Annotated in this window: 19 protein-coding genes; 2 read left to right on the top strand and 17 right to left on the bottom strand. The window is 74.3% G+C overall.

Annotation, left to right across the window (positions count from 1 at the left end):
- Window positions 1-144: 144 nt before the first annotated feature.
- Window positions 145-558 carry a globin gene (locus ACFV5H_RS25240; protein ID WP_385197385.1) on the bottom strand — a complete coding sequence of 138 codons (414 nt, stop codon included), beginning with the start codon at window positions 556-558 and terminating at the stop codon, window positions 145-147.
- A gap of 56 nt (window positions 559-614) precedes the next feature.
- On the opposite strand from ACFV5H_RS25240, the gene ACFV5H_RS25235 reads away from it, so the two are divergent.
- Entirely contained in the window at window positions 615-1,577 is a 963-nt protein-coding gene (locus ACFV5H_RS25235; protein ID WP_385047974.1) for a methyltransferase domain-containing protein, read from the top strand.
- 9 nt (window positions 1,578-1,586) lie between these two features.
- On the opposite strand, the gene ACFV5H_RS25230 is transcribed toward ACFV5H_RS25235, so the two are convergent.
- From ACFV5H_RS25230 to ACFV5H_RS25185, 10 genes are all read right to left on the bottom strand, one after another.
- The gene (locus tag ACFV5H_RS25230; protein WP_385197383.1) at window positions 1,587-3,293 is read right to left on the bottom strand and encodes an FHA domain-containing protein; all 1,707 of its coding nucleotides are present in this window, start codon (window positions 3,291-3,293) and stop codon (window positions 1,587-1,589) included.
- A gap of 82 nt (window positions 3,294-3,375) precedes the next feature.
- Window positions 3,376-4,725, bottom strand: coding sequence for a VWA domain-containing protein (locus ACFV5H_RS25225; RefSeq protein WP_385197381.1), 1,350 nt, complete (start codon window positions 4,723-4,725; stop codon window positions 3,376-3,378).
- A gap of 111 nt (window positions 4,726-4,836) precedes the next feature.
- Window positions 4,837-6,579 carry a protein phosphatase 2C domain-containing protein gene (locus tag ACFV5H_RS25220; RefSeq protein ID WP_385197380.1) on the bottom strand — a complete coding sequence of 581 codons (1,743 nt, stop codon included), beginning with the start codon at window positions 6,577-6,579 and terminating at the stop codon, window positions 4,837-4,839.
- Window positions 6,580-6,582: 3 nt separating this feature from the next.
- Complete coding sequence (locus ACFV5H_RS25215; RefSeq protein ID WP_385047985.1) at window positions 6,583-9,093, bottom strand: tetratricopeptide repeat protein; 2,511 nt, start codon at window positions 9,091-9,093, stop codon at window positions 6,583-6,585.
- Window positions 9,094-9,115: 22 nt separating this feature from the next.
- Window positions 9,116-10,450, bottom strand: coding sequence for a hypothetical protein (locus ACFV5H_RS25210; RefSeq protein ID WP_385047988.1), 1,335 nt, complete (start codon window positions 10,448-10,450; stop codon window positions 9,116-9,118).
- A gap of 88 nt (window positions 10,451-10,538) precedes the next feature.
- On the bottom strand, window positions 10,539-11,582 hold the full coding sequence (locus ACFV5H_RS25205; protein WP_385047991.1) for a glutamate ABC transporter substrate-binding protein: 1,044 nt from the start codon (window positions 11,580-11,582) through the stop codon (window positions 10,539-10,541).
- A 35-nt stretch (window positions 11,583-11,617) separates the two neighbouring features.
- Window positions 11,618-13,048 carry a hypothetical protein gene (locus ACFV5H_RS25200; protein WP_385197379.1) on the bottom strand — a complete coding sequence of 477 codons (1,431 nt, stop codon included), beginning with the start codon at window positions 13,046-13,048 and terminating at the stop codon, window positions 11,618-11,620.
- Between the two features lie 279 nt (window positions 13,049-13,327).
- Complete coding sequence (locus ACFV5H_RS25195; RefSeq protein WP_385197377.1) at window positions 13,328-14,299, bottom strand: N-acetylglucosamine kinase; 972 nt, start codon at window positions 14,297-14,299, stop codon at window positions 13,328-13,330.
- Window positions 14,290-15,555 (bottom strand): 6-phospho-beta-glucosidase, encoded by a 1,266-nt coding sequence (locus tag ACFV5H_RS25190; protein ID WP_385197376.1) that lies wholly within the window; start codon window positions 15,553-15,555, stop codon window positions 14,290-14,292. The genes ACFV5H_RS25195 and ACFV5H_RS25190 overlap by 10 nt, the downstream gene beginning before the upstream one ends.
- A gap of 145 nt (window positions 15,556-15,700) precedes the next feature.
- Entirely contained in the window at window positions 15,701-16,789 is a 1,089-nt protein-coding gene (locus ACFV5H_RS25185; RefSeq protein ID WP_385047996.1) for a mechanosensitive ion channel family protein, read from the bottom strand.
- 313 nt (window positions 16,790-17,102) lie between these two features.
- Between ACFV5H_RS25185 and ACFV5H_RS25180 the strand changes: the two genes are divergently transcribed.
- A complete protein-coding gene (locus tag ACFV5H_RS25180) occupies window positions 17,103-17,639 on the top strand; it encodes an HNH endonuclease (protein ID WP_385047998.1) in 537 nt (178 codons plus the stop codon).
- A 637-nt stretch (window positions 17,640-18,276) separates the two neighbouring features.
- On the opposite strand, the gene ACFV5H_RS25175 is transcribed toward ACFV5H_RS25180, so the two are convergent.
- Genes ACFV5H_RS25175 through ACFV5H_RS25150 form a run of 6 tightly spaced genes read right to left on the bottom strand, consistent with a single transcriptional unit; the run spans window position 18,277 to window position 25,733 of the window.
- Window positions 18,277-18,882 carry a hypothetical protein gene (locus ACFV5H_RS25175; RefSeq protein ID WP_385048001.1) on the bottom strand — a complete coding sequence of 202 codons (606 nt, stop codon included), beginning with the start codon at window positions 18,880-18,882 and terminating at the stop codon, window positions 18,277-18,279.
- The gene (locus ACFV5H_RS25170) at window positions 18,879-20,234 is read right to left on the bottom strand and encodes a hypothetical protein (protein WP_385197375.1); all 1,356 of its coding nucleotides are present in this window, start codon (window positions 20,232-20,234) and stop codon (window positions 18,879-18,881) included. Before ACFV5H_RS25170 ends, ACFV5H_RS25175 begins: the two co-directional genes overlap by 4 nt.
- Window positions 20,231-21,043 carry an ABC transporter ATP-binding protein gene (locus ACFV5H_RS25165; RefSeq protein ID WP_385048007.1) on the bottom strand — a complete coding sequence of 271 codons (813 nt, stop codon included), beginning with the start codon at window positions 21,041-21,043 and terminating at the stop codon, window positions 20,231-20,233. Before ACFV5H_RS25165 ends, ACFV5H_RS25170 begins: the two co-directional genes overlap by 4 nt.
- A gap of 29 nt (window positions 21,044-21,072) precedes the next feature.
- Window positions 21,073-22,149, bottom strand: a complete 1,077-nt coding sequence (locus ACFV5H_RS25160) for a zf-HC2 domain-containing protein (RefSeq protein ID WP_385197374.1) — start codon at window positions 22,147-22,149, stop codon at window positions 21,073-21,075.
- Window positions 22,146-22,772, bottom strand: a complete 627-nt coding sequence (locus ACFV5H_RS25155; RefSeq protein ID WP_385197373.1) for an RNA polymerase sigma factor — start codon at window positions 22,770-22,772, stop codon at window positions 22,146-22,148. Before ACFV5H_RS25155 ends, ACFV5H_RS25160 begins: the two co-directional genes overlap by 4 nt.
- Before the next feature lie 54 nt (window positions 22,773-22,826).
- A complete protein-coding gene (locus ACFV5H_RS25150) occupies window positions 22,827-25,733 on the bottom strand; it encodes a beta-N-acetylglucosaminidase domain-containing protein (RefSeq protein WP_385197371.1) in 2,907 nt (968 codons plus the stop codon).
- Window positions 25,734-25,889 lie beyond the last annotated feature (156 nt).

Below are 25,889 nucleotides of genomic sequence, written 5' to 3'. Positions count from 1 at the left end.
GGAAATCGGGGTCGGGGGACCGGAATGCGATCGGGAAGGGAGGGTTTTCTTCGCCCCCGCCGCCCCTTCCCGTCCCGTCCCGGGGCTCCGCCCCGGACCCCGCTCCTCAAACGCCGGAGGGGCTGATTGCGGAGAGGCTGCTCGTCAGTCCGGGGAGTTGATCATCGACGCCGCCGCGTGCGTCATGTACTTCCACAGCGTCTGTTCGTGTTCCTCGGGCAGGTCCAGTTCGTCGACGGCGTCGCGCATGTGCTTCAGCCATGCGTCGTGTGCCGCCCGGTCGACCTTGAACGGGACGTGACGCATCCGCAGTCGCGGGTGGCCGCGGTTCTCGCTGTAGGTGGTCGGACCGCCCCAGTACTGCATGAGGAACAGTGTCAGCCGTTCCTCGGCCGGGCCCAGGTCCTCCTCGGGGTACATGGGCTTCAGCAGTGGATCGTCGGCCACCCCCACGTAGAAACGGTGGACGAGCCGGCGGAAGGTCTCCTCCCCGCCGACCTGCTCGTAGAAGGTCTGCTCCTGAAGCGTGCCGCGCCGAATCTCTGTCACGCCGTCCATGGTCTCAGACGTGCCGGCATAGGACTTGAGGCCTAGGACCGCCCTACTGTGGAGACGTGAGTGGACAGGACCGTGAGCTGCGGGCCGCGCTCGTGCGGGAGATCGGTGCGAGCGGGGCCTTCGACGCCGACCCGGTGTGGCGGGAGGCGTTCGCCGCCGTACCGCGCCACCTGTTCGTGCCGTACTACTACGTGGGCGTCGTCGGCGGCTACGAACGCCGGTGGGGCGAGAACCCCGACCCCGAGGCGCGCGAGCGGTGGCTGCGCGGCGCGTACGAGGACACCCCGCTGGCGATCCGGCTGCGCGACGGCGAGCTGCTCTCCTCCAGCAGCCAGCCCTCCCTCATGGCGCTGATGCTGGCCGGCCTGGAGGTCGGGGAGGGGCAGAGCGTCCTGGAGATCGGCACCGGCAGCGGGTACAACGCCGCCCTGCTCGCCCACCGGCTCGGCGACGACGACCTGGTCACCACCGTCGACCTCGACCCGGACATCACCGAGTCGGCCACCCGGCACCTGGCCGCCGCCGGACACCGCCCGGCCGTCGTCACCGGCGACGGCGCGCGCGGGGTGCCCGCACGCGCCCCCTTCGACCGGATCATCGCGACCTGCGCCCTGCCGTCCGTCCCACGCGCCTGGCTCGCCCAGTGCCGTCCGGGCGGCCGGATCCTCGCCCCGTTCGCCACCGGCCTGGTCGTGCTCACCGTGCGCGACACGGGCCACGCCGAGGGGCGCTTCCTGCACACGCCCGCCTACTTCGTCCCGCTGCGCGGCGCGAGCCGGTCGTGGCAGGAGCAGCCCGATCTGGAAGGGCTGCCGGCCACGGCCAGGGGAAGCGATCTGTTCCGGTTCCTGCTGGCACTGACCGCCGGCGCCCTCGCCCCACGGGAGGCGTACGACCTCTGGGAGCGCGAGGGCAGGCCGCAGCGCGAACGCTACGGCCTCACCGTCGACGCCGAGGGCGACCGGGCCTGGCTGGACGACCCCGGAGGGCCGCACGCCTGGCCGGTGCCCGCGGCCTAGGGGTGTCGCTCAGCCCCGGCGGATGGTGATCGTCGTCCAGGCGCCCACGTGGACCTGGTCGCCGTCCTGGAGCGGGACCGGGACGAACGGCTGGATCGGCTCGTCCGAGCCGTTGACCGTCGTGCCGTTCGTCGAGTTCTGGTCGACGACCGCCCACGTGCCGTCCGGCTGCTGCACCAGCACCGCGTGCTGGTGGGAGACGCCCGGGTCCTCCGGCGGGGTCGACAGATCGATGTCGGGGGTGTCGCCGGTGGAATGGCGACGGCGCCCGATGGTGATCTGGTTGCCGGTGAGCGTGCGCTGCTGCTCGGGCGAGTACGCGGGCAGGTTCAGGCCCGCGGCCTCGGGGCCGGAGCGCTGCATCATCGCCATGAAGTACTCGCGGTCCGGACCGATGGTCGCGGTCCAGGTCGCCGGGCCCTGCGGCGGACGGGGCTGCTGCGGGAAGCCGCCGGGTCCGGGCGGAGCATGGGTCGCACCGGGCTGCGGGTAGCCGTAACCGCCGCGCTGACCGGGGCCGTTCGGGCCGCCGGGACCAGGACCGGGACCGGGGCCGCCGGGTCCGCCGGTCGGCGGGGAGATCACCCAGTCGTCGTCACCGCCGCCGAAGGGCGGCCCGCCCGGCTGGGGGCGGCCGGTCTCCTGCGGGAACCCGGGCGGGGCCGACGCCCCGGGCTGGAACGCCTGCGGAGCACCGGGGCCGTTCGGCCCGCCGGGGCCTCCAGGGCCGCCGGGACCACTGAAACCGCCGGGACCGTTCGGGCCGCCGGGTCCACCGGGACCACCGGGTCCGCCCGGACCGTTCGGTCCACCGGGACCGCCGAAGCCACCAGGGCCACCAGGCCCGCCGGGACCACCGAAGCCGCCAGGACCGTTGGGCCCACCAGGTCCGCCGGGCCCGCCGAAGCCGCCAGGACCGCCAGACCCGCCGGGACCGTTGGGCCCACCAGGACCGCCGAAGCCGCCGGGACCGTTCGGGCCGCCGGGTCCACCGGGCCCGTTCGGGCCGCCAGGCCCGTCAGGACCGCCGAAGCCGCCGGGACCGTTCGGGCCGCCGGGTCCACCGGGCCCGTTCGGGCCGCCAGGCCCGTCAGGACCGCCGAAGCCACCGGGCCCGCCCGGGCGGTTCGGTCCGCCGGGACCGCCGAAGCCACCGGACCCACCCGGCCCGCCAGGTCCTCCGGGTCCGGGCGGACCCGGAGGCGGCGGTACAGGCCGTGAGGGGTCGCCGCCGAAGCCGGGCGGGCCCGGGGGGATCGGTTCGGCGGGGCGGTTCATCTGTGAGGGGCGTGAGCCCTGATAGTCGTACGAGTCACCGCCGCCGTACGACGGTCCGCCGGGCGGCTGCCGGAAGGGACCGCCCGGACCCGGACCCGGACCCGGGCCTGGGGCCGGCGGACGCGGGGCGGCCGGGGTGTACGAGGTCGCCGTGTTCGTCAGGAAGTTCCACCGGCACTCCTCGCAGAACGGCGCCGCGCCCTCACGCGGCGTACGGCACTGCGGGCACAGCTCCGTCCGGCCGCCACCGGGGCCACCGCCGAAACCACCGGGACCGCCAGGACCGCCGGAGGGGCCGCCGGGCGGCGGGAAGCCGTAGCCGCCGCCGGGTGCGGGCGGCGGGGGAGGAGGTGGGGGCACGGCACCCGCCATGCGGTGACCGCACACCTCGCACCAGTCGTCGGAACCCGACTGGTGTCCGTTCGGGCAGGTCGGCATGTCGGCGCTTCCCCCTCTCCCTGTCCGGCCGGTTCCGGCCGGTTTCTCCCACCCCGAGGGGTCGGGCTCGACTACTTACGGATCACTTCTTTACACGAACAGTCTTTGTCGACCGAGTCTCGAGCGTCATCTCGTCGGCCTCCTCGACCTTCGCCTTCAGTCGCACAGTACCCGTCGCGGCATCGACCACGTCCACCACCTTCGAAAGCAGTTTCGCAGTATCCGCGTTGCCGGACGCGCTCGCGAGCTGCACGGCCCTGCCCAGTTTGGCCGTCGCTCCGTCCATATCCCCCTCTTTGCGCAGATCGAGACCCTGTTGGATGACTTCCGCCAGTTCCGCCTGCCCGGTGTAGTGGGCGACCTGGGGGTTGATCGACGTCGAGGCGGCCATGTCGTCCGTCCACACGGCCCGGACCAGACCCTGCGCCCCGAGGTTGCGCACGCTGCCGTCGGACGACTGCGGGATCACCAGCGACAGCCGGGCCGCCAGCATCTCCTGCCCGATGTTCGCGGGCGGCACCTCTACACAGACGTGGTAGTCGCGGGACTCGTCACCCCAGGAACCCAGCGGGTAGTCGCCCGCGCGCGGACCCGCCTCCGTACGACGGCCGGTCAGCTCCTCGACCGTCGGCGCGACCTGCTTGACGAACCTCACCGTCGTACCGACCGGGGTCCACAGCCGCAGTGAGACGTCCGCGACCTCCTTGCCCATCGCCGTCTCCATCATCCGCGTGAAGTCGGCGGCGAGACCTGCCGGATCGGCGACGATGTCGGCGGTGCCGAGGAGGGCGGAGGCGACGGCTGTGACTTCTTTCACTTCCCAGTCGGTGCCCACCCCGCGGGCGTCACAGGTGAACCGTCCGGCGCAGGCGTCCAGGGCCGCCTTCAGGTCCTGCGGCGACTCGTGCTCGTTGCGGCCGTCGGTGAGCAGGATGCCGTGCCGGATCGCCACGTCCGCCGGCGCCAGCAGCCGGTCGGCCAGCCGCAGCCAGGTGCCGATCGCCGTGCCGCCGCCCGCGCTCAGCTTCCGCAGCGCCTGCTTGGCCTGCTCACGGGTGGAGGCGTCGGTGACCGCGAGGCCGCCGCCGCCCGGATACACCTCCTTGGCCACGTGCGTGCCGCCGACCACCGCGAAGTGCACGCCGTCGCGCAGGGCGTCGATCGCGGCGGCCGTCGCGTCGCGGGCGTTGCGCATCTTGGTCGGCGGGTAGTCCATCGAACCCGAGCAGTCGACCATGAGGACCACGGCCGCCGACGGGCCCTGGCCGGGCGAGTAGAGGTGGGGTGCCGCCACCGCGCTGCCGATGGTGCCGCCGCCGGTCGCGGTCACCGTGACGATGGCGTTGACCTCGCGGCCGCCCTCCGGCAGGTACGCGTTCTGGTACACGTCCACCGAGAACTGCGGCACGTTCGATTTCGAGAGATTGGCCATGCCTGTTCGATCCCCCTTGGATGCCCCGGCGGCGCGGGGCGACGACGGATGACGGACCGGTCCCCTCCGGTCCGTCGATGCTTCCCCGTGCGAGGCGTCCCGTAAGCGGCCTCAGGCCGATCCTGCCCCCTGCGGGACGGCGGGGAACGGCACGAGGGCCACTGTTACGTTGTCGTGGCCCCCGCCGTCGAGGGCGTGACCGACCAGCACCCGGGCGGCGTGCAGCGGTCGTACGGCCGCGTCCGCGGGCACGGCCTCGGCCATCTCGTCGGCCGACTCCGCGTAGTTCCACAGGCCGTCCGTGCAGACCACGACCACACCGGGCCGGTCCGGCTTGAACGACGCGGTGTGCGGCTCCAGTTCGTACGCGTCGGCGCCGAGCCAGCCGGTGATCGCGTGCGCGCGCTGGTCGGCGTACGCCTCGGCCTCGCCCATCAGACCCGCGGCGACCATCTGCGCGGCCCACGAGTCGTCCTCGGTGAGCCGGGCCGCCGGGGTGGAGCGGTCGACCGGGATCCAGTAGACGCGGCTGTCGCCGACCCAGCCGACCACCAGCAGACCGGCCGTCACCACGGCGCCGACGATGGTGCACGCCGGGGCGTTCTGGTGCGGGGCGTGCTCACGGGCCGCCGCGGGCTCGTCGGCCAGCGCGTTGACCGCTTCGGAGGCGGCGACGATCGCGTCGTGCATCGCCTGCTGCGGATGCGTGCCGCGCGGCAGGGCCGCGAGCAGGGACTCGTTCGCCGCTCGGGAGGCGGCGAGTGACGCCTCGTCGGGGCGGGTCGCGGAGGAGACGCCGTCGCAGACGATCGCCACGGAGGCGGGGGAGCCGTCGGGCAGCGCCGTGGTGCTCACGGCGAAGGCGTCCTCGTTGCGGTGGTGGCGCAGGCCGCGGTCGCTGACCGCGGCCACGGGGCCGCGTTCCTGTTCCATGTGGTCCCGTTCGCGCGGCTGGGCGTGGCCGCAGTTCTCGCAGTAGCCGTCGTCGTCGACCCGTCCCGCACGGCAGGCCACGCACACCGCGGCACCACCGCCGGCCGTCCCCTGCTCGGCCGCCACCCGCGGGTCCGGCGCCTGGAGCGGATACTCGTCGGGCTGCGCGGCCCGCTCCTCCGGCTGCGCACGCCGGTCGAACCGCACTCCGGACGACGGCGCGGAGGGCTCCGCCGCCGGGGACGGCGGCACGGCACCCGTCGACGCGTGGGTGCCTTCGGCCCGGGACGGGGGTACGGGGGCACCCTGGGCCGGCGGTGGTACGGGAGCGTCCGGGGCGGGCGGCGGCGGCACTTGGGCGCCGGGCGCCGGTACGGGGGTGCCCCGGACCGGTGTCCCATGGCCGGCCGAGGTGTCGGGCAGGGGGACGCCGGGAGGCGGGGGCGGTGGTACGGGGGCGCCCTGGACCGGTGTCCCATGGTCGGCCGAGGTGTCGGGCAGGGGGACGCCGGGAGGCGGGGGCGGTGGTACGGGGGTGCCCTGGACCGGTGTCCCATGGTCGGCCGAGGTGTCGGGCAGAGGGACGCCGGGAGGCGGGGGCGGTGGTACGGGGGCGCCCTGGACCGGTGTTCCATGGCCGGCCGGCGTGTCGGGGAGATGGGCCGGTGGGGCGGTGGGGCCGTCCGGGGCGGGCCAGGACGGTGCGGCGGGCGGGGCCGACGGCGGCCGGGGCCGGTCACGGTCCGCCGCAGCCTGCGGCGGCACCGAGCCGTTCATGGCGATCGTCGGCTCGTCCCGCGGCCGTGCGGGGACCACGGACAGGTCGTATCCGCACGCACCGCAGAAACGATCACCCGACTCGAGGGGTTCCTCGCAGCTCGGGCACTTCGTCAGAGCGGCCTGCTGAGGCATCTGCGACATCAACTACACCCACGTCCGGGGGCGGTAACGATTGGCACGTTCCACCAGGTCGATCCTCTCCTCGCCGCTGCGCGCCAGCCGGGCCAGCGTGCGGTACGAACGCTCCAGGCCGAAACGGAGGCCCCGCTCGTCCAGGCCGCTGCCGAGCAGCGTCCGCCCCCCGGCGGCGGAAGGAGCGGAACCCTGGCCCCCGGAGAGTACCCAGTCCAGCCCGCAACCGAGGACTTCGGCCGACAACAGCTCGCGCCGCGCCGGATCCAGACCGTACGCCTCCAAGGCCTCGACCTGCCCGGCGGCGGCGCTCAGGTCGTCCAGGAACGGTACGTCACCGGCGGCGGCCGTACGCCCGCGCAACCGCGCCCGGACGGACGCCACCCGCGCGGCCGTGTAGTGGATGGAGGACTCCGGCACCGACACCAGCGTCCGCACGGCACTCCTGCGGTCCCCGGCCGCCAACTGCACCCGGGCCAGCCCGAACGCGGCGCTCACATGGCTCGGGTCGGTCGACCACACCAGGCGGTAGTACTCGGCGGCGTTGTCCAGCTGGCCCAGCACCTCCGCGCACACGCCGAGCGCCAGCTTCGGCGCGATCTCGCCGGGGAACGCGTCGTAGACCGCGTCGAAGGCGAGCGCGGCACCCTCGTGGTCACCGGTGACGAGCGAGGCCACCCCCCGGTACCAGACCACCCGCCAGTCGTCCGGGTCCTGCTCCTCCAGTGCGCCCAGCGCCGCCAGCGCGGTGGGCCACTCGCCGGTCTCCAGCCGGGCGCGGATCTCGCGCAGCCGGGTCTCCGCCGACGGGGCGGGCGCGGCGGCGAGCGCGTTGATCAGCTCACCGGGCGCGGACGCCAGCAGACCCGCGAGGAAACCGGCGTTGGGGTCGGACGGGTGGACGTGCGGCACGGGCAGGGCGAGCGCGGCGGCGGCGCAGTCGACGGGCTTGACGAGGGCGGCGGGCGGGAGCGTGTGAGGTGTGCCCTCGCGGGACTTGCGGGAACGGTCCGGGCGGGCGCCCAGGCGGGAGACGTCCCCGGCCGGCGTGGGGAACAACTCCGTGTCCGTCACCCGCGGTTCCGGGCCGAAGAGCGTGGACAGCGCCGGACGCGCCCGGCCCGACTGCAGGGAGACCACCTCGCGCAGCACGCCCGTCAGCTGCTCGGCCATCTCCTGCGCGGAGGAGAACCGGCGGGCCGGGTCCGGGTCGGTGGCGCGGACCAGGAAGCGGTAGAACGACTCGTACTGCCGGAAGACCTCGATGTTGTCCGGGTCGGGCAGCGAGTCCACGTAGACGTTCGTGTAGCCCTGGAAGTCGAACGTGAGGACGGCGAGCGTACGGGCCACCGTGTACAGGTCCGACGCCACCGAAGGACCGACGTCGGCGACCTCGGGCGCCTGGTAGCCGACCGTGCCGTAGATGGCCGACTCCTCGTCGTCCGTCCGGCGCACCGCGCCCATGTCGATCAGCTTCAGCTGGTCCTCGGTCTGGATCGCGTTGTCGACCTTGAAGTCGCAGTACAGCAGGTTCCGGCTGTGCAGATGGCCGAGCGCCTCCAGGGCCTCGATGCCGTACGCGCACGCCTGCTCCACCGGCAGCGGATCGCGTCTGCCCTCCGGGGTGCGGCGGCCGTTGGCGATCTCCTTCAGCGACTTGCCGCCCAGGTACTCCATGACGATGTAGCCGTCGAGGGAGCCGGTGCGCTGGTCGAGGTGTTCCACGAAGTTGTAGATCCGCACGATGTTGGCGTGCTCGATCTCCGCGAGGAAGCGCCGCTCGGAGATCGCCGCCGCCATCGCGTCCTGGTCACCCGTGTCCAGCAGGCCCTTCAGCACCACCCAGCGGTCCGAGACCGCCCGGTCCACGGCGAGGTAGATCCAGCCCAGACCGCCGTGCGCCAGACAGCCGACCACCTCGTACTGGCCGTGCACGACGTCCCCGCCCCGCAGCTTCGGGACGAACGAGTACGGGTGGCCGCACTTGGTGCAGAAGCCCTCCGTGCGCCCCGGCCGGCCGCCGCGGGCCCGGCCCACCTGCGCCCCGCAGTCCGAGCGCGAGCAGAACCGCTTCCGCTCGGGCACCTCGGGATGGTCCAGCACCATCGCGCGCGGATCGGGGCGAGGGATCGGCGGCACCTCGACCAGACCGGCACCGAGACGGCCCCGGCCGGAGGAGCCGGCGCCCGCGCCGGAACTGCGCACCGACACCGAGCGGCCCGTGGCCCGGCCCGACAGCGAGCGGGAGAGCCGCCCGGAGACCGAACGGCGGGACTTCGACGACTGGGACGACGTCCGGGAACTGCGGCCGCTACGGCCGCTGGAACGCCCGCTGCCCGCCGAACCGCGGCCGCCCGCCGTGATGCCGGTCGGGGCCGAGCCGACCAGACCGGTCGGCGACACCACCGGGGCGAGACCACAGGTGTCGCAGTACAGCTCGCCGCCGCCGACGTCCTCGTACGCGCCGCCGCACTCGGGGCGCTGGCACCCGGTCCCGGATGCCCGGTTCTCCGGTCCGCTCATGACGCGGCCTCCCCCTCGTCGCTCATGTGCCGGGCCCCCTCCGGTCGTCGGGCACGCCCTGGCCCGGTACCCGGGGCGCCGTGCCGAGGACCTCCGCCGCGGCCTGCTGGTAGCGCAGCACCGCCCGGTCGGCGGCGCGCAGGTCACAGGGTGCGCTCCACAGCATGCGGCGTGCCTTCTCGTACCGCTCCACCAGGACGGGATCCTCCGCCAGACCGTGCCGGGCCACCTTCGCCTTGTACGCGTCCAGCCGGCCGCGCAGCTCGGCACGGACCGCCAGCGGTGCCGTCACCGCGGTCAACGACTCGCGGGCGCGCAGCAGTTCGTCCTCCGCCTTCTGCTCGAGGGACTCCAGGAGCGGGGACAGGCGGTGCCACTGGGCGTGCCTGCGGTACTCGGCCGCCGTCGACAGCTGCTCCTGCAGCACGGTCGGCGGCCCGCTGACCACCGGCACCTCCGTCGCGGCGATCTTCGCCAGCACCTCGCCGCGCGCGGTGCGGGCCTCGGCGAGGGTGCGGTCGGCACGGGACAGCACGTCCCGCAGCCTGACGATCCGCTTCTCGGCGTCCTGGCGGACCGTCAGCACCGCGTCGATCTCCCGGCGCACGTCCTCCAGGGCGCGCGCCTCACGGTCGTAGACCGTGGTGTCGGGGCGTCCGCCGCCGGGCGCCGAACTGCCCTCCGTCCGCTTCCAGTACGCCAGCGGGTCCGACACCACCTGCTCGCGCAGCTTCGTCAGCGTGCGGGTGATCCGCTCCAGGTCGTCGCCCGCCGGATGCTCGCCCGGACGCACCCCGACCGAGTGCGCGAGCCTGCTCGTGCGCTGCAACTCGGCGGCGAGCAGATCGATCCGGGCGGGCAGCGCCGACCACACCGCGTCGGCGGCGACGACCATGTCCAGCGAGGTCGCGTACAGCTCGTTCATGCGGTCGACGAGGGTGGTGAGCGAGTACCGCTCGCTGAGCTTCCCGGGGGCGGCGTGCGGCGTCGGCGCGTTGGCGGTCGCCGCCGCACCGCCCGCCACGGTCACCGCGTCGCCGCGCAGCAGCTCCGTCAGCTCCACCAGGTCCTCACGGCTGGACCAGCGGCGGCGGGACCGGATGTCCCGGGCCGTGCGCAGCGCGTCCGTGTACGCGTCGAAGTACGTCCACAGCAGCGTGATCGACGCCTCCGTGACCGTCCAGCGCTCCTCGGTGACGCCGGTGAGCCGCGCGCCCTCCAGGAGTCTTCGGCCCGCGTGGTCCTGCAGGGCGAGGAGCGAGGTCTCGATCGCCTCGTGCTCCGCGCCGAGCCGCGCCAGCGCACGGTCCACCTCGTCCCGGTCCATCACCGGCCCGGTGGGATCCGTGTCGGCCATCGGTCACCTCTCGCTGGGGGGTCGTTGACGGTTGGGGGTGTGTCCGGCTGGGGTCGTCGCCTCGGGTCGGTCCGAGGCCGGTTCGAGGTCAGTTCTCGCGCAGGTACTCCGGGGCCGGGGGCCTAGACCCGGAGGAGTCGTCGCCCAGCGTGGCCGACAGCCACTCGGTGTACGCGTCCTGCCAGCCGTCCGTGGTGTCCCCGCGGAAGTCCACCAGGATCCGGTTGACCCGGCGCACCAGGTCGTCCGCGTCCTTCTTCATCGCCACGCCGTAGTACTCGGTCGTGAAGGCCTCGCCCTTGAGCTGGACCGTCGGATCCTGCGCGGCCTGGCTGGCCGCGAGCGCGCCGTCGGTGACCACCGCGTCGACCTCGCCGAGCTGCAGCCGCACCAGGCAGTCGAGCTGGTTGGGGACGGTGGTGCGGATGTCGGTGGACGCCGGAAGGACGCCCGCCTCCTTGTCCGTCTCCAGCTTGGTGTACGCGGTCGAGCCCGTCGCCGTGCAGATCTCCTGGTCCGCGAGCGTCTCGTCGTACCCCTTGATCGGTGAGGACTTCGGGGCCAGGACCTGCTGGCCCGTCCTGAAGTACGGCGCGGAGAACGCCACGTCCTTGATGCGGGCGCAGTTGATCGTCATCGTACGGACGACCATGTCGACGCGGCCGGCCTGGATCGCCGGGATGCGCTGGTCGGTCGGGATCGCCTTGAACTGGACCGCGTCCCGGTCGCCGAGTATGTCCTCGGCGATGCGGTGCACCAGGTCGATGTCGAAGCCCTCCAGGGTGCCGCCCTCGCCGCTGTTGGGGTCGCGGTAGCCCCAGCGGTAGCTGTTCTGGTCGACCCCCACGACCAGTTTGCGCTTCTCGCCCTGACGGTTCTTGATCGCCTCGATGGTGGGGCCGTCGGCGTCGGAGGGGGAGAGGGTCTGCTTCTCCGGGGCCGTGCAGTCCTCGTCCGCCCGGGTCTGTGCGGTGTGGGACACGGTCTGGCCGGTGGTCCTCGAGGGGCCGCCGACCGGGGGGCCGGTGCAGGCCAGTACCAGCGCGAAGACCAGGGCCAGGGCGCAGGCGGTCGCCATCGCACCCACTCCGCCCCAGCCCTTCAGGCGGGCCCGCAGGTGTCGTGCGATCATCGTCATGGCCCCCTTCGGCTCGTTCACGCGTTTGTTCATCGGTACTCCGACAGCCTGCGGCCGATGCCCAGCACCGCGCCGGCCGCGCCCAGTACGGCGAGGACGGCCGCGCCGGCCGGCAGGCCCGTCAGCGCGTCCCGGCCGTCGCCGGCCGCCCGCTCGAACTCTTTCTCCTCGTGCGTGAGTGCCGTGGCCAGGTTCTTGTCGACGCTGTCGAAGCACTCGCCGGTCGCGCCCTTCGCGCCGATCACCATGTCCAGCGCCTGCTGGTAGTTGCCGTTCTCGTCCTGCTCGCGGGCCGCCGCGTGGCGCTTCTTCCACTCCGTCATGTTGCCCACCGCCGAGTCGACCGGCTTCTCGCCGTCGGCGTCGTCCGCGAGGCGCCGCGCCTGTGCCAGGCCCTTGCCGAGGGTGTCCATGTCGCGGCCGAAGTCGTGGTCGTAGGCGTCGAACGTCTCGTCGCCGACCTTCGTCGTCTCGGCGCCCCGGGCCACCAGGGTCAGGTTCTCGTTGCCCCTCGCCTTCAGGGAGGCGATCCGGGCGTCGTGCAGCACGTTGAGCGAGCGGACGCCGTGGTCGTAGGAGTCGTCGAGGCCCGAGCGGGCGAGGGTGTGGCCGGCCGTCAGCCAGAGGAGGACGACCGCCGCTGCCGCTGTCGCCGCCACCAGGCCGTGGTTGAGGACCCTGTTGGTGTGCAGGTAGTTGCGGCGCATGGCCCAGGCGAGGGCGGCCAGGGCGACGACGCCGAGGGCCATGGCGGGCCAGGGGTAGGGGGTCGCGTCCGCGTAGTCGTCGCGGAGGCGCTGGTTCTCCTTGGTGTAGAGGTCCTCCGCCGCCGGGAGCATCTCCTTCTGCATCTTCTCGTTCGCGTACCGCAGGTAGGCGCCGCCGACGGGGAAGCCCTGACGGTTGTAGGTGCGGGCGCGTTCCACCAGGCCCTTGTACTCGGGGAGCAGGCGGTTGAGCTTGGTGATCGTCTTCGCGGAGGGGGAGCCGGGATCCGAGTTGGCCGCGGCGTTGACGAGTTTCGCGGCGGCCGTGCGGATGTCGTTCTCGTAGCGGTCCCTGGAGGCGGCGGTCTCCTGACCGCCGGCCAGGAAGCCGCTGGACGCCGCGGTGTTGGCGTCGGCGAGGGAGCGGTAGATGTCGGCGGCGTCCGAGCTGAGGGGCTGGCTGCTGGTGAGGACGTCGTCGGCGGCCGCGGCCCGGTCGGTCATCTGCCAGGCGGTCACCGCGCCGAAGGCGACGACGAGGGCGGCGAGGAGCGCGCCGATGATGCGGAGACGGCCGGGTTCGGTGGTGGCGGCCCTGCGGAGGCGGTCGACGCCCTCGGCGAAGGCGGTGCGGCGGGCCTCCGGCGGTGGCGGGGTGCGGGTGGTGGGGGTGGGCTGGGGCGGTACCGCCGACAGCGTGGGCACGGGCGTGGCGGTGCCGGGTGGCGCCGTGCCGTTCGGCGTGTGTGTCATGTGACCTCCCCCGTGGTCATCCCTCGCGGCAAGTATCGCCGCCGCGACCGACATATGCACCGGCCTTGGCACGATCTTGATCCGATCGCAGCGCGACCACCGAAACCCCCGCCCCCACCCTGCCCACGAACACGCCCGGGAAATCAGTTCGGTTCCCACCCGGGCGCCCGCGGCGCCCCGCCGGCGCCGGGCCGCGCGAACACCCCCGGTCCACACCGGCGCGGGGCACCCCGTACGGCGCCGGGGGCGCGAGCCCACCCCCGGCCCACAGCAAGAACGTCAGGGCTCGAAATGCCCGCGCAGACGCTCGTGCGCCTCCGCGGGCACGTCCAGGTGGTCCAACCCCAGCAGGGCCGCACCCAGTACAGGGCGCGCGGTGACCACCCGGGGTACCGCCCTGGGTGCCCGGGCGGCCAGCAGGCCGTGTACACGGTCGTCGAGCCGGGGGTGCCGCGCCGCCAGCACCCCGCCTCCCAACAGCACAGGCGTCTCCTCCTCCAAGAGCTCCAGCCGCGTCAGCGCGACGACGGCCATCGTCACGATCTCCTCGGCCTGCCGGTCGACGAGCGCCCGCGCCACCCCGTCCCCCTCCGCCGCCACGGCGAAAAGCACCGGAGTCAGCTCGTGCCGTCGGGCCGCAGGCACATGCTCGAGGTGCAGTGCCTCGATCAGAGCGGGCATGTCGGGAAGCCCGAAGTGGGAAGGCAGGGCACGGACCAGAGCGGTGGGCTCCCCCCGCCCGTCCCAGGCACGCGCCGCGTACCACAGCGCCTCCTCCGCCAGCGCCCAACCCCCGCCCCAGTCCCCCGAGATCCGCCCCACCGCCGGAAACCGTGCCGTACGGCCGTCGGGAAGCATCCCCACACAGTTGATGCCCGCCCCGCAGACGACAGCCACCCCCCGGGGCTCGGCCACCCCCGCCCGCAGGATCGCGAACGTGTCGTTGCGCACCTCGACACTCGCGCCCCAGCCCCGCTCCACCAGCGCCGCCGCCAACCGCTGCTCCTCGACGGGCAGATCGGCGTTGGCCAGGCAGGCCGAGACGTGGGAGACGGCGGGGACGCCGGCGGCGCCGAGCGCCCGGTCGACGGCCTCGGCGAGAGCGGACATCGCCGCCTCCAGGCCCACGGCCGGCGGCCGGAACCCCTCCCCCCGCGCCGTCCCCAGCACCGTCCCGTCGTGGGCGACCACCGCCACGTCCGTCTTGCTGTTCCCGGCGTCGATGGCGAGGACGCCCGCGGTCAGGCCCACGTGAGGTGCTCCCGGTTGTGTGCGACGAGGTCGTCGGTGAGCCGGTCGGCGTACTCGTACTGGCCGATCAGGGGATGGGCCAGGAGAGCACGGAAGACCCGGTTCCGGGTGCCGTGCAGGGCCGCCTCCAGGGCCAGGCCCTCGTACGCGGTGACATCGGCCATGAGGCCCGCGAACAGCGGGTCCACGGGGGCGACGGGGAGGGGCGTCGCGCCCTCCGGGCCGACCGTCGCCGGTACTTCGATCACCGCGTCGTCGGGGAGGAAGGGCAGCGTGCCGTCGTTGAGGGTGTTGACCACTTGGTGGGGGGAGCCCGCGCCGCGGAGGAGCGCCGCCGCCAGGTCCACGGCCGCCTCCGAGTAGTAGGCGCCGCCCCGTCGGGACAGCAGCGCCGGTTTCTCGGCGAGCGCCGGGTCGGCGTAGAGGGCCAGGAGGCGGCGTTCCATGTCGGCCACCTCGGCCGCCCGGGACGGCTTGGTGCGCTGTTCCCGTACGACCTCGTCGTGCGCGTAGAAGTAGCGCAGGTAGTAGGACGGGATCACGCCCAGGCGGTCCAGCAGGGGGCGGGGGAGGCGGAGGTCGGCGGCGATCGTGTCGCCGTGGGTGGAGAGGAGGCGGGGGAGGACGTCCTCCCCCGCCGGGCCGCCCGCACGTACCGCCGTCTCCCAGGTGAGGTGGTTCAGGCCCACGTGGTCCAGGTGGATGCCGGCCGGGTCGGTGCCGAGGAGCGCCGCGAACTTGCGCTGGAGCCCGATGGCCACGTTGCACAGGCCCAGCGCCTTGTGGCCGGCCTGGAGCAGGGCCCGGGTGACGATGCCCACGGGGTTGGTGAAGTCGATGATCCAGGCGCCCGGGTTGGCCCGACGGACGCGCTCGGCGATGTCCAGGACGACCGGGACCGTGCGCAGCGCCTTGGCCAGGCCCCCGGCGCCGGTCGTCTCCTGGCCCACGCAGCCGCACTCCAGGGGCCAGGTCTCGTCCTGCTGCCTGGCCGCCTGGCCGCCCACCCGGAGCTGGAGGAGGACGGCGTCGGCGCCGTCCACCGCCGCGTCCAGGTCGGCGGTGGTGGTGATGGTGCCGGGGTGGCCCTGACGGGCGAAGATGCGGCGGGACAGGGCGCCGATCAGCTCCAGGCGCTCCGTCGCCGGGTCGGTGAGGACCAGCTCGGTGAGGGGGAGCGTGTCCCTCAGCCGGGCGAAACCGTCGACGAGTTCGGGGGTGTAGGTCGAGCCCCCGCCGACCACGGTGAGTTTCATCCGAGTCCTTTCGTGGACACCCCGGCCTCAGCCGGGAGAGGAGACGAAACCCTTGCGTAAGCCCGGTGCGGAGGGAGCGTCAAGAGCGGTACGGGAAAGGGCGGCACCCGGGGAGTCCCGGATGCCGCCCTTCGCGAGCCGGCGGTTACTTCGTGGTGCTCGTCGGCGGGGGCAGCGGGGACGCCGCCACCGACTGCGGGGAGATCGTGCTCGCGTAGACCGACGGGGGCGCCACGCCCGCCGCCGGGTCGGCGGCCTCCACGTCCTCCGTGGCCGTGGCGCCGCCGACGATACGGATGCCCCGCGCGTCGAAGGCCCGCTTGACGCGCCAGCGCAGCTCCCGCTCCACCGTCAGGGACTTGCCGGGCATGGTCTTCGCGGAGAGGCGGACCACCATCGAGTCCAGCAGCACCGAGTCCAGGCCGAGCACCTCGATCGGGCTCCACAGGAGCTCGTTCCAGGGCTCCTCCTTGCCCATCTTCTCGGCGACCTCGCTCAGCGTGGCCTTCACCCGGTCCAGGTCCTCGTCGGAACGGACCGTGACGTCGACGCCCGCGGTCGCCCAGCCCTGGGAGAGGTTGCCTATGCGCTTGACCTCGCCGTTGCGGACGTACCAGATCTCGCCGTTGTCACCGCGCAGCTTGGTCACCCGCAGTCCGACCTCTATTACCTCGCCCGAGGCCACGCCCGCGTCGATCGTGTCGCCGACGCCGTACTGGTCCTCCAGGATCATGAAGACGCCGGAGAGGAAGTCCGTCACCAGGTTGCGCGCGCCGAAACCGATCGCCACACCCGCGACACCGGCCGAGGCCAGCAGCGGGGCCAGGTTGATCTGGAAGGTGCCGAGGATCATCAGTGCGGCCGTGCCCATGATCAGGAACGACGCCACCGAGCGCAGCACCGAGCCGATCGCCTGCGAGCGCTGCCGGCGCCGCTCGACGTTGACCAGCAGACCGCCGAGCGCGGTGCCGTCCACCGCCTGGCCGGTCCGGGACATCCGGTCGACCAGTTTGGTGATCGCCCGCCGCACCACGACTCTCAGCACCATCGCGATCACCAGGATCAGCAGGACCCTGAGCCCGATCGCGAGCCATGTCGACCAGTTCTCCTCGACCCAGCCGGCGGCGTTCGTGGCACTCTCCTGGGCGTCCTGGAGCGAGGGCACCCGCGGTGTCCCGGACTCCGAGGGCGACGGCGACGGGTCGGCGGCCGACAGGACGGCGGACAAGGACACGGCAGGTACCTCCAGGTGCATGTCTGCCCCCGGCGCGGCGGTCAAGGTCTTCAAGGTCACGATCGGGTCACCGGACGGGCAGAACCACCACACTAACGGGGCATTGTGCGGGGATCGGCACCATGTGTGAAGAAGAGACCGTCCTCACCCGCGCTTGAACAGGCAATGATCCTGGGGATGAATCGGGATGTGGTCGAAAACACTCCCAGCCCGTTACCGGGACATGGTGGCGCGTTCACCAGGCATGAGGGGAGACTGACTACGGATCGTCCCGGCGCGAGCCACGCGCCGCCGGCGTACAAGGAGGCCGTCCGTGCCGCATGTCCTGGTCCTCAACGCGTCGTACGAGCCGCTCGGCGTCGTACCGCTCCGCCGCGCGCTCGTGCTCGTCCTCGAGAACAAGGCAGTCTGCCTCGAGGAGACCGGCGCCCATCTGCACAGCGCGACCATCACAGTCCCCGCACCCAGCGTGGTCCGGCTCAAGCGTTTCGTGCGGGTCCCCTACCGGGGTCCCGTCCCGCTCACCCGCAGGGCGCTGTTCGCCCGTGACGGGGGCCGGTGCATGTACTGCGGTGGCGTCGCAACCAGCGTCGACCACGTCATCCCGCGCAGTCGCGGGGGCAAGCACGTCTGGGACAACGTGGTGGCGTCCTGCCGTCGCTGCAACCACGTGAAGGCCGACCGCCACCTGATCGAGCTGGGCTGGCGCCTGCGCCACAAACCCGCCCCGCCCACCGGCCTGGCCTGGCGCATCATCGGCACCGGCCACCGGGACCCGCGCTGGCTGCCCTACCTGCAGCCGTACGGCGCGGACGACGCGATGGCCCGGATCGACGGCATCTCCGCCTGACGCCGTGTCCGGGCCCACGTACGACAGGGGCCCGGCTCCGGGGGTGCTCCGCGTGAGCGTGAACACTTCGACGTCAGGTGTTCACGCTTGTGCGGACGGGCCCCGGGGCGGGAACGTCCCACTCGGCGTACACCGTCCCGCCGACGGCCCGCGGCTCCCGGCCCCACCGCGTGGCGACGGCCTCGGCCAGGAGGAGTCCCCGTCCGAACGGCCCGGCGCCCCCTTCCCCGGCCGGGCGCGGCCTCGGCGGCCGCGCGCCGCGCGACCCGCGGGATGCGGTGACCGAGGGTGATGTGCACGCGGACGAGCCGTCCCCGGACGCTGCCGTGCGGCAGGGCGTCGGTCATCGACTCCGACACGGCGAGGGCGACGTCCCCGGCGAGTACTGACCGGCTGGACCACCCGGCGGGACATGACTCCCCGAGAGCCCATGACACCTCCCCTGCCGAAAAGAGTGAGCATCCGGCGGGCGAACGCGACTCGCGCACTCGAATGAGCGGAACGTGAACACCGGAGGCCGAGACGCTCTCGCTTTTCAGAGGGGGTGCACGCCTTCGCCCGCTCAGGACGACGAAACAGCCCGGCCCCGGGGGACCCCCGTTCCCCCGGGACCGCGGCGAGCCCCCCGCGCGGCTCGTCAGTCGCGCCGTCCCTCGGGCCGTGCCCCGCGTACGGCGTACAGCGCCGAGCCCGCCACCAGGAGTACGGCGGCGGTCACCCAGGCGATGCGCTGCGCGGCGGGCTGCACCGGCCACGCCCACACCGGGACCAGAGGGCCGCGCGCGTTAGCCGACCCCATGTACACGGCACTGACGTAACCGAAGACCGGCAGCCAGCTCAGCCGGGCCCCCAGCAGGGCGGCCGCGCCCGCGGTGAGGCCCGCGCACCCCAGGGTGTTGCGGATCATGGCCGCAGGACCGAACGGGGAAGGATGCCCGTACACGGCCGCCGCCAGCAGCAGCGCGGCGCCGCCGGTCAGCGCCAGCAGATGGGCCAGGCGCCGGTGCCACCAGGGGCGCACGGCGGTGCGGTCCAGCTCGTCGGACGCGCTGTGCAGACCGGTGCCGATCACCGCCGCCGCGAACAGCGGGGCCAGCGCGACGACCGGGACCTGCCGGGACGGGTCCAGATACGTGTTCAGGTTCCGGGCACCCAGGACGGCGAGGGCGGCGGTCGCGACGAGCACGAGCACGGTGCGCGGAACGGTGCGCGCGCGGGCATACAGGAGGAAGCCGTGCGTCACAGCGCCGGCACCCCGTTCCGGCCGCACTCGTCCCGCGTCGCGAAGTACGCCGACAGCCACGCGCGGCGCTCCTCCTCACCCATCGACGCCAGACGCCCGCGCGCCGCGAGCCGTTCCCCGAGCTCGGCGCGTTCGGCGGCGCTGCCCCGCGCGTCCTGCTCGTCGAACTGCCGCCGCAGCGGGCTGGGGGCCAGGTAGTACTCGACGGCGTCGTCCACGGCGGCCACCCGCGGCGCCACCCCGTCGCACTCCCCGCGGCCCTGCAGCGTCATCCCCGCCGCCCACGCGTACTCCTCGGGATCGGTGAGCCGCCCCCGTACGACGGACCAGCCGATCGGTGTGATCATCGGCAGCTCCACCTCGTCCGGTCCCGGCCGGCCCCGCCGGTCCTCGAAGCGCACCGGCAGGTTCTCCACGCCCTCCAGACGGCTCGTCATCCCGGACAGCGCCCCGGTGATCTGGGGGAGCAGCTCCTCGTAGCGGGCGTTCACGCAGATCTGCGGGGTGGTGGAGGTGTCGCACACCTGACGCCGAGCGAGTGGATCGGTGCGCCACAGGCCGTCGCCGGTCTGGACGAGCAGCGTCCCGGCGGCTGCCGCGGCCACCAGCGGCAGCAGGGCGAGCGCGCGGCGGCGCGCGGTGTACGCGAGGACCGCGGCAGCCGTGAGCCCGCCCGTCCACACCACCGTCACCAGGGGCTGCCACCACACCGGTACGGAGTCCGACGGGTGGTCGGTGAAGGGCGACAGATGACCGGCGGAGCCGCGATCGCCGTACCCGACGACGCCGAGCACGACGTACCCGGCCGCCGCCAGCAGCGGCGCCGCCAGCCGCCAGGCCACCAGACGGCCCACGACCTGCCCGGTCAGTGCGGCGGACGCCAGGACGGCGGCGTCCCCGAGCGGCGTGCCCAGGTGGGGCCGGTCACCCATGGCGCAGTACCAGGTGGCGAGCAGCGCGAGCGCCGTCGCGACGGCGTACCCGGCGACCAGCCACAACGCGACCGGCAGGGCCGACGCGAGGAACGCCGCCGTCCGGCCGCGCACGGCCGTCGCCAGCAACTCCCCCGTCCCGCGCCTGCGTTCCCGGCCGCCCTGCCAGCATCCGGCCGCCAGGGCCAGCGGGACACCGAGGACCATCGCCACCGTGTGCACATGGTCGCGGGTCTCCGCCCAGCCCCCCTGCCACCGCTCCGATCCGGCCGCCAGCGCCACCACGAGTGTGAGCGTCATCGCCGTTCCGGCCCAGGGGGCGAAACCGCGCACGGCCTCCGCCCGCAGGGGATGCCGGGAGAGGGACGGGCGCGGCGGCGCACCGCGTTCCGCGGGTGTCCGTTCCGTCAGGAGGGTCATCGGGCCGTCCCTTCGGGAGCCGACGGCCGGTCCGCCCGTGCCGCGGACGCACGGTGCGCCCGCAGGGCCGCCGTGTAGCCGCGCTCGATCGGGTGGTCGCCGGGGCCGCCCGACGACTCGCCGAGAGCGGCGAGTGCGGGGGGCGTCCCGCGGTAGGCGACCCGGCCCGCGTCGAGGAGGGTGACCTCCGTGCAGGCCGCCGCCACGTCCTCCACCAGGTGGGTGGAGACGATGACGGCGGACGAGGCGCCCAGTTCGCGCAGCAGTTCGCGGAACTCCACGCGCTGTTCCGGGTCCAGGCCGGCGGTCGGCTCGTCGAGGAGCAGCACCCGGGGATCGTTCACGACGGCCTGGGCGATGCCTACGCGGCGGATCATGCCGCCGGACAGTCCGCGCACCTTCGCGTCGATGCGGTCGGCCAGGCCGACGCGGGCGACGGCCCGCTCGACGGCGGCCGGGACGCGGTCCGCCGGCATCTCCTTCAGCCAGGCCACGTAGGCGACGAACTCCCGCACCGTGAAGCCCGGGTAGTAGCCGAAGTCCTGCGGCAGATAGCCCAGGTGGCGGCGGACCTCGCCGCGCCGCCGGTGGTCGCGGGTGTCGTGGCCCAGGATCTCCACCCGGCCGCCGGACGGTTCGGCGACCGTGGCGAGGACGCGGATCAGCGAGGTCTTGCCGGCACCGTTCGGGCCGAGCAGACCGTGCACGCCGGGGCCGAAGTCCAGGTCCACCGAGTCCAGGGCGACGGTTCTGCGGTGCCGGACGTGCAGACCGGTGGTCCGGACGGTGGCATCCGGTGCTTCGGGCACGGGGCGGGAAGCGGTGTGCGGAGCCGTACTCAACTCTTCTCCAGGAAGTGGAAGGCGGGGCGGCGCGCGGCCAGCAGGGCGGCGGACAGGAGGGCCGCGGCCGCCCAGCCCCCCTGCGCCGGTGCGCCGCCGAGGTACGAGGACAGCCGCAGGCCCAGCTCGTCGGTGGGCCCGCCAGGGGTGGCGAGCACCGGACCGAGGACGGCGCACAGCCAGCCACCGCCGGTCGCGGCGGTGGCGGCGCGCAGGCCGACGTATCCGGCGAGGGCCAGTGAGGCCAGGGTCAGTGCGAGACCGGGCAGCAGCCAGGCGGCGGCGTTCGGGGCGTCCGTGGACGGCAGCAGCGCCCCGGCGAGGGTCAGCAGCGGCAGACTCACCGCCAGTACGGCGGCCGTGCGCATCAGGACCAGCCGCAGCCCGGCCGAGGGTGTGGCCGCGGTGATCTCGTGCATCGGGTCGGCGTGCGGCCCGTAGGACAGGGCGACCCCGGCGACCGGCACGACCGGGGCGAGGGCCAGCAGCCAGGGCCGTGCGTGGGCGAAGCCGGCCCCGTGGGCGAGCGCGACGGCGCCGACGGCGACGAGCAGCACGGCCGGCAGCCAGGCACCGCGCACGGCCGGCCCCAGGGCCCACAGCACGCGCACGGTTCTCGGGCCGGCGGACGGCCACCGGAGCGCCCCCGGCCGGGCCGCCCGGGCCGGGAATCCGGCGGGGCGCGCGGGAGCCGGCGCCCCGGAGACCGGGCCGTGCGCGGGTGAGGCCGTCGGTACGGCCACCGGTGCTGCTCCGGGAGCACCGGCCGGCGTCGCCTTGTACGCCTCGGTCCGGGCCGCCGCGCCGATGCGGGTCCGTGCCGTCTCGTGGAGGCTGGTTCGGGCCGCCGTGTCGATGTCGGTCCGTGCCGTCTCGCGGACGTCGGTCAGGACTGCCTCACGGATGCCGGCCAGGACCGGGCCCGCCCCCGTCGCGCGTACCGCCTGCGAGACGCGCCGCGCGCAGCCGCCGCAGCACTCCAGGTGTTTCTCCAGCGACCACGCGTCCGACTCCGGCAGGGAGCCGTCGGCGTAACGGGTGACGAGGTGGTCGGACGCGTGCCAGCCGGTCATGCCGGACCTCCCAACGGCGACGGGTTCATCCGGGCCAGGACCGCCCGCAGTTCGGCGCGGGCGCGCATCGCACGGGACTTGACGGTCCCCTCGGGGATGCCGAGCAGCCGCGCGGCCTCACGGGTGCTCAGCCCGTCGACGACCGTGGCGCGCAGCACCTCCCGCAGTTCGGGTGAGATCCGGTCGAGGGCGGTGCCCACGTCCCCGTACTCCAGCCCCGCCAGCACCCGGTCCTCGGCGGACGGCGACACGGCCCCGGCCGGCGTGCCCCCGTCCCACGCCTCCTCCATCGGCGCCGTGCGCAGCCGCGCGGCCCGCTCCTGCGTCCGGTACGCGTCGACCAGTCGCCGCGCGGCGATGGTCCACAGCCAGCCGCCGGCCTGCTCGCCGCGGTGGGTGTCCGCCGACCGCCACACCGTGACGAACGTGTCCTGGAGCACCTCCCGGACGGTCTCGGGATCGGCGCAGCGCCGGTTCAGCCGTGCGTACAGCCACCCCGCGTGCCGGTCGTACAGCGCGGCCATCGCCGCCGGGTTCCCGCCCGCGACCGCCCTCAGCAGCGCCGCGTCGGAGTCCCCTTCGTCCTTCTCCCGATGGCCCCCCACGGGGCGGAACAGTCTCACACCCCGTCTATCGACGGCCGCGGGGACGCCGGTTCACGGCATCGGCCGGCCCGGTCACCGGGCGACCGCGTACGCCTCCACCGACCACAGCGAGTAGCCGTACCGCGTCGCCCGCTTCTCGCCCTGGACGCGGATGTGGCGCACGCCGGGCTCGTCCATGCGGACGGTTTCCCGGCCGCCTCGGCTGCCTTGGACCGTCGCCGCCGTGCGCCAGGTGCGGCCGTCCGCCGACACCTCCACGCGGTACGCCGACGGGTGTGCCTCCTGCCAGTGCAACGCGACCTTCCCCAGCCGCACCGGGCGCTCCAGTTCGACCTGCCACCAGGCGTCGGCGTCGACCGGGGACGACCAGCGGGTCTCCGGGTCGCCGTCGTTCGCCGCCGGGGCCGGGAAGTCGGGTGTCTCGTCGGCCGAGGAGCTCGCCCGGCCGGTGCGGGCCAGGTCGGGGCCGGCGGTGCGGGGGACGGCGTGGACCGTCGGCGTGCGGGTCGTGCCGGCGAAGGCGAGCCGGATGCCGTACGACCCGGTGGGCGTGCCCGGTTCCACGGTCACCTCGACCGGTACCTCCACCGGTGTGCCGCGCGGGACGGTCAGCGCGTCCTTCGGCACCTGGACGTCGATGCCCTTCGGGGCGTCCACGGTCAGCCTGCCGCGCACCTCGTCGGGGCGCAGCGAGCCGAGGGCGACCGTCAGCCGTCGGGTACCGCCGATGTCGGTGTCCGCGCGGTCGTCGGACAGCTCCAGGGAGGCGGCGGGCGCGTCCGCGTACCAGGGGACCAGGTGGCGGACCCGGGAGGCGTCGGCGCCGGTGACCCGGACGGAGTCCACCGGGCCGTCGCCGGGCGGCAGTTCGGTGGCGCCCGACGCGGACAGCGCGCCCAGGCGGCGCCACCCCTCGCCCGGCACACGGACCTCCACGGCCCCCCGTGTGCCCGGCTCGGTGAGCACCGTCACGGCGTCCATCGTGCGGGCGCGCGGGAGGTCGAGGACGCCGCGGTCGCCGCCGGACCGCTCGGGCGGCTCGTGGTCGATGCCCGCCCAGCTCTCGTACGCCTTCTGCGCCCGGCTCAGGAACGGGTCCAGCACCCCCTCGCCGACCGTCGCCCGGGAGGACTCCAGTCCTGCCCGCTGCTCGCCCAGCCGCCGGTACGCCGTCCAGGCGGCGCCCGCGTCCCCGGCCCGCTGCGCGCGGAACAGGTCCAGGGCCGTGGTGCCCGCCTCTCCGTAACGGGCCAGCCGCCGGGACCACGGGTCGACCTCGGCGGCGAGCCCGGTCCCGGACAGCCGGTCCGGCAGCTCGCGCAGGACGGCGAAGGCCGCCCGCAGCCGCGCCGCCTCCTCCGTCCCGCCCGTGCCGGGGGCGGTCGTACGGGTCCGCCGGAACGCCTCCAGCAGCGGCCGCAGATACGCCGACTCCTCGCCGCCCAGCACCGAGGACGCGGTGTTCCCGGCGAGCGCGGCCAGGGCCTCCCCGCGCCGGGCGTCACCGCCGGCGAGGTCGGCGATCGCGGCCCGCCAGGACTCCTGGGGGCGGTAGTCGCGCGGGTTCCAGGCGAAGTCGGCGGCGGTGAACAGGGGGATGCGGGACGCCTCGGGCTGCTCCATCGCGTTGGCGAGCAGCGCGGCCGAGCCCGCGGCGACGGCCGGTTCGCGGCCCTGGTAGGGGCCGAGGAAGATCCGGCCGGGGGCGTAGTCGTTCACCGGGTAGTTGTCCATGGTCACCAGCGGATGCCCGAACACCTCCCGGGCCTTGGCGAGTTGGCCGCCCGTGATGGTGCTCGGCACCACCCCGACCCCGGTCCACGCCACCTCGACGCCCGCGTCCAGTTCCTCCGCGAGGGCACGCCGGTACGCCGTCGGGCCGTCCTCGTAGAACTCGGTGGGCATCAGGGACAGGGCGGCGGAGTCCGGGTGGCGCTCCGTCAGGTGCCGGGCCACCGCGTTCGCCACGTGCGCCTGGGCGCGGGCGGCCGCGTCGGGCCCCGACCCGAACCGGCCGGCGTCCGCCCCGCAGTGCCACTCGCTGTAGCTGACGTCCTGGAACTGCAGCTGGAAGGCGCGGAAGCCCAGCGCCCACATCGCGTCCAGCTTGCGGGTCAGCGTCCGCAGGTCGTCGTCCGAGGCGAAGCACATCGCCTGCCCCGGCGCCACCGCCCAGCCGAGCGTGACGTGGTCGCGCCGCGCCCGCTCCGCCAGCTCCCGGAACTCCGCCCGCCGCCCGGCCGGGTACGGCTCCCGCCAGCGGGCCTGCCGGTGGAGGTCCTCGCCGGGCGCGTAGAGGTACCGGTTCTGCTTGGTGCGGCCCATGAAGTCCAACTGGGCCAGCCGCTGCCCGTGCGTCCACGGGGTGCCGTAGAAACCCTCGGTGATGCCGCGCACGGCGGTGCCGGGCCAGTCGCGTACGACGGCCGCGGTGAGCGTGGCGCCGTCCGGGCGCAGCAACTGGCGCAGGGTCTGTACGGCGTGGAACTGGCCGTCGCCGTCCGCGCCGGTCAGGGAGACGGCACCCTTGCCGACGGTCAGCGCGTAGCCGCCGGCGGGGAGGGCGTGCCGGGGGTCGCCCGGGGCGCGTTCCGTCCCCACGCGCACCACGAGCGCCCCCTCGGGCACCTGTGAGCCGGGGGCGGTGAACCGGAGTGCGCCCGCCTCCCGCAGCAGCGCGCGGAGTGCGTCGAGGGCGTACGGGTCGGCCGTCGCGTCCGCGGTCAGGGCGACCTCCTCGGTCACCGCGACCGGGGCGCCGTTCGCGCGCAGGGAGTGCGGCCGCGGCCACACGGACGGCTCCGCCGCCCGCACCGGGCCGGCGGCCGGAGACGGGGACGCGGTGGTGCCCGGCGCGGGCGGCGCGGCCACGGCGGCGGGCGCGCCGCCCAGGGATCCGGCACCCAGGGTTCCGGCGAGGACGGCGAGGGCGAGGGCGGTCCTCCTGGCGTTCGCCGTCCTCCCACGCCGTAGCCGCACGGGGCCCTCCTGGTCGCTCGACGGGCCACCCGGCCCGGTGGCCGGTACGGCCGTGTCCATTCCGTTACCGAGAAAGCCCGAGCCCACCATTTCTGCGGTGAACGTGTCAATGAGAGTGGCCGTTGTGGCGCGTTTGTCCCGCTGCGGAGGGAGGGG

It is taken from the genome of Streptomyces sp. NPDC059787 (genome assembly GCF_042732315.1).
In the GTDB taxonomy this organism is placed as follows: domain Bacteria; phylum Actinomycetota; class Actinomycetes; order Streptomycetales; family Streptomycetaceae; genus Streptomyces; species Streptomyces atrovirens.
This window is presented reverse-complemented; position numbering and strand designations above follow the sequence as displayed.

Excerpts from the sequence above, each read along its gene's own strand:
- ACFV5H_RS25240 (WP_385197385.1), bottom strand. The coding sequence starts at position 558 with ATGGACGGCGTGACAGAGATTCGGCGCGGCACGCTTCAGGAGCAGACC.
- ACFV5H_RS25230 (WP_385197383.1), bottom strand. The coding sequence starts at position 3,293 with ATGCCGACCTGCCCGAACGGACACCAGTCGGGTTCCGACGACTGGTGC.
- ACFV5H_RS25225 (WP_385197381.1), bottom strand. The coding sequence starts at position 4,725 with ATGGCCAATCTCTCGAAATCGAACGTGCCGCAGTTCTCGGTGGACGTG.
- ACFV5H_RS25220 (WP_385197380.1), bottom strand. The coding sequence starts at position 6,579 with ATGTCGCAGATGCCTCAGCAGGCCGCTCTGACGAAGTGCCCGAGCTGC.
- ACFV5H_RS25215 (WP_385047985.1), bottom strand. The coding sequence starts at position 9,093 with ATGAGCGGACCGGAGAACCGGGCATCCGGGACCGGGTGCCAGCGCCCC.
- ACFV5H_RS25210 (WP_385047988.1), bottom strand. The coding sequence starts at position 10,450 with ATGGCCGACACGGATCCCACCGGGCCGGTGATGGACCGGGACGAGGTG.
- ACFV5H_RS25205 (WP_385047991.1), bottom strand. The coding sequence starts at position 11,582 with ATGATCGCACGACACCTGCGGGCCCGCCTGAAGGGCTGGGGCGGAGTG.
- ACFV5H_RS25200 (WP_385197379.1), bottom strand. The coding sequence starts at position 13,048 with ATGACACACACGCCGAACGGCACGGCGCCACCCGGCACCGCCACGCCC.
- ACFV5H_RS25190 (WP_385197376.1), bottom strand. The coding sequence starts at position 15,555 with ATGAAACTCACCGTGGTCGGCGGGGGCTCGACCTACACCCCCGAACTC.
- ACFV5H_RS25170 (WP_385197375.1), bottom strand. The coding sequence starts at position 20,234 with ATGACCCTCCTGACGGAACGGACACCCGCGGAACGCGGTGCGCCGCCG.
- ACFV5H_RS25160 (WP_385197374.1), bottom strand. The coding sequence starts at position 22,149 with ATGACCGGCTGGCACGCGTCCGACCACCTCGTCACCCGTTACGCCGAC.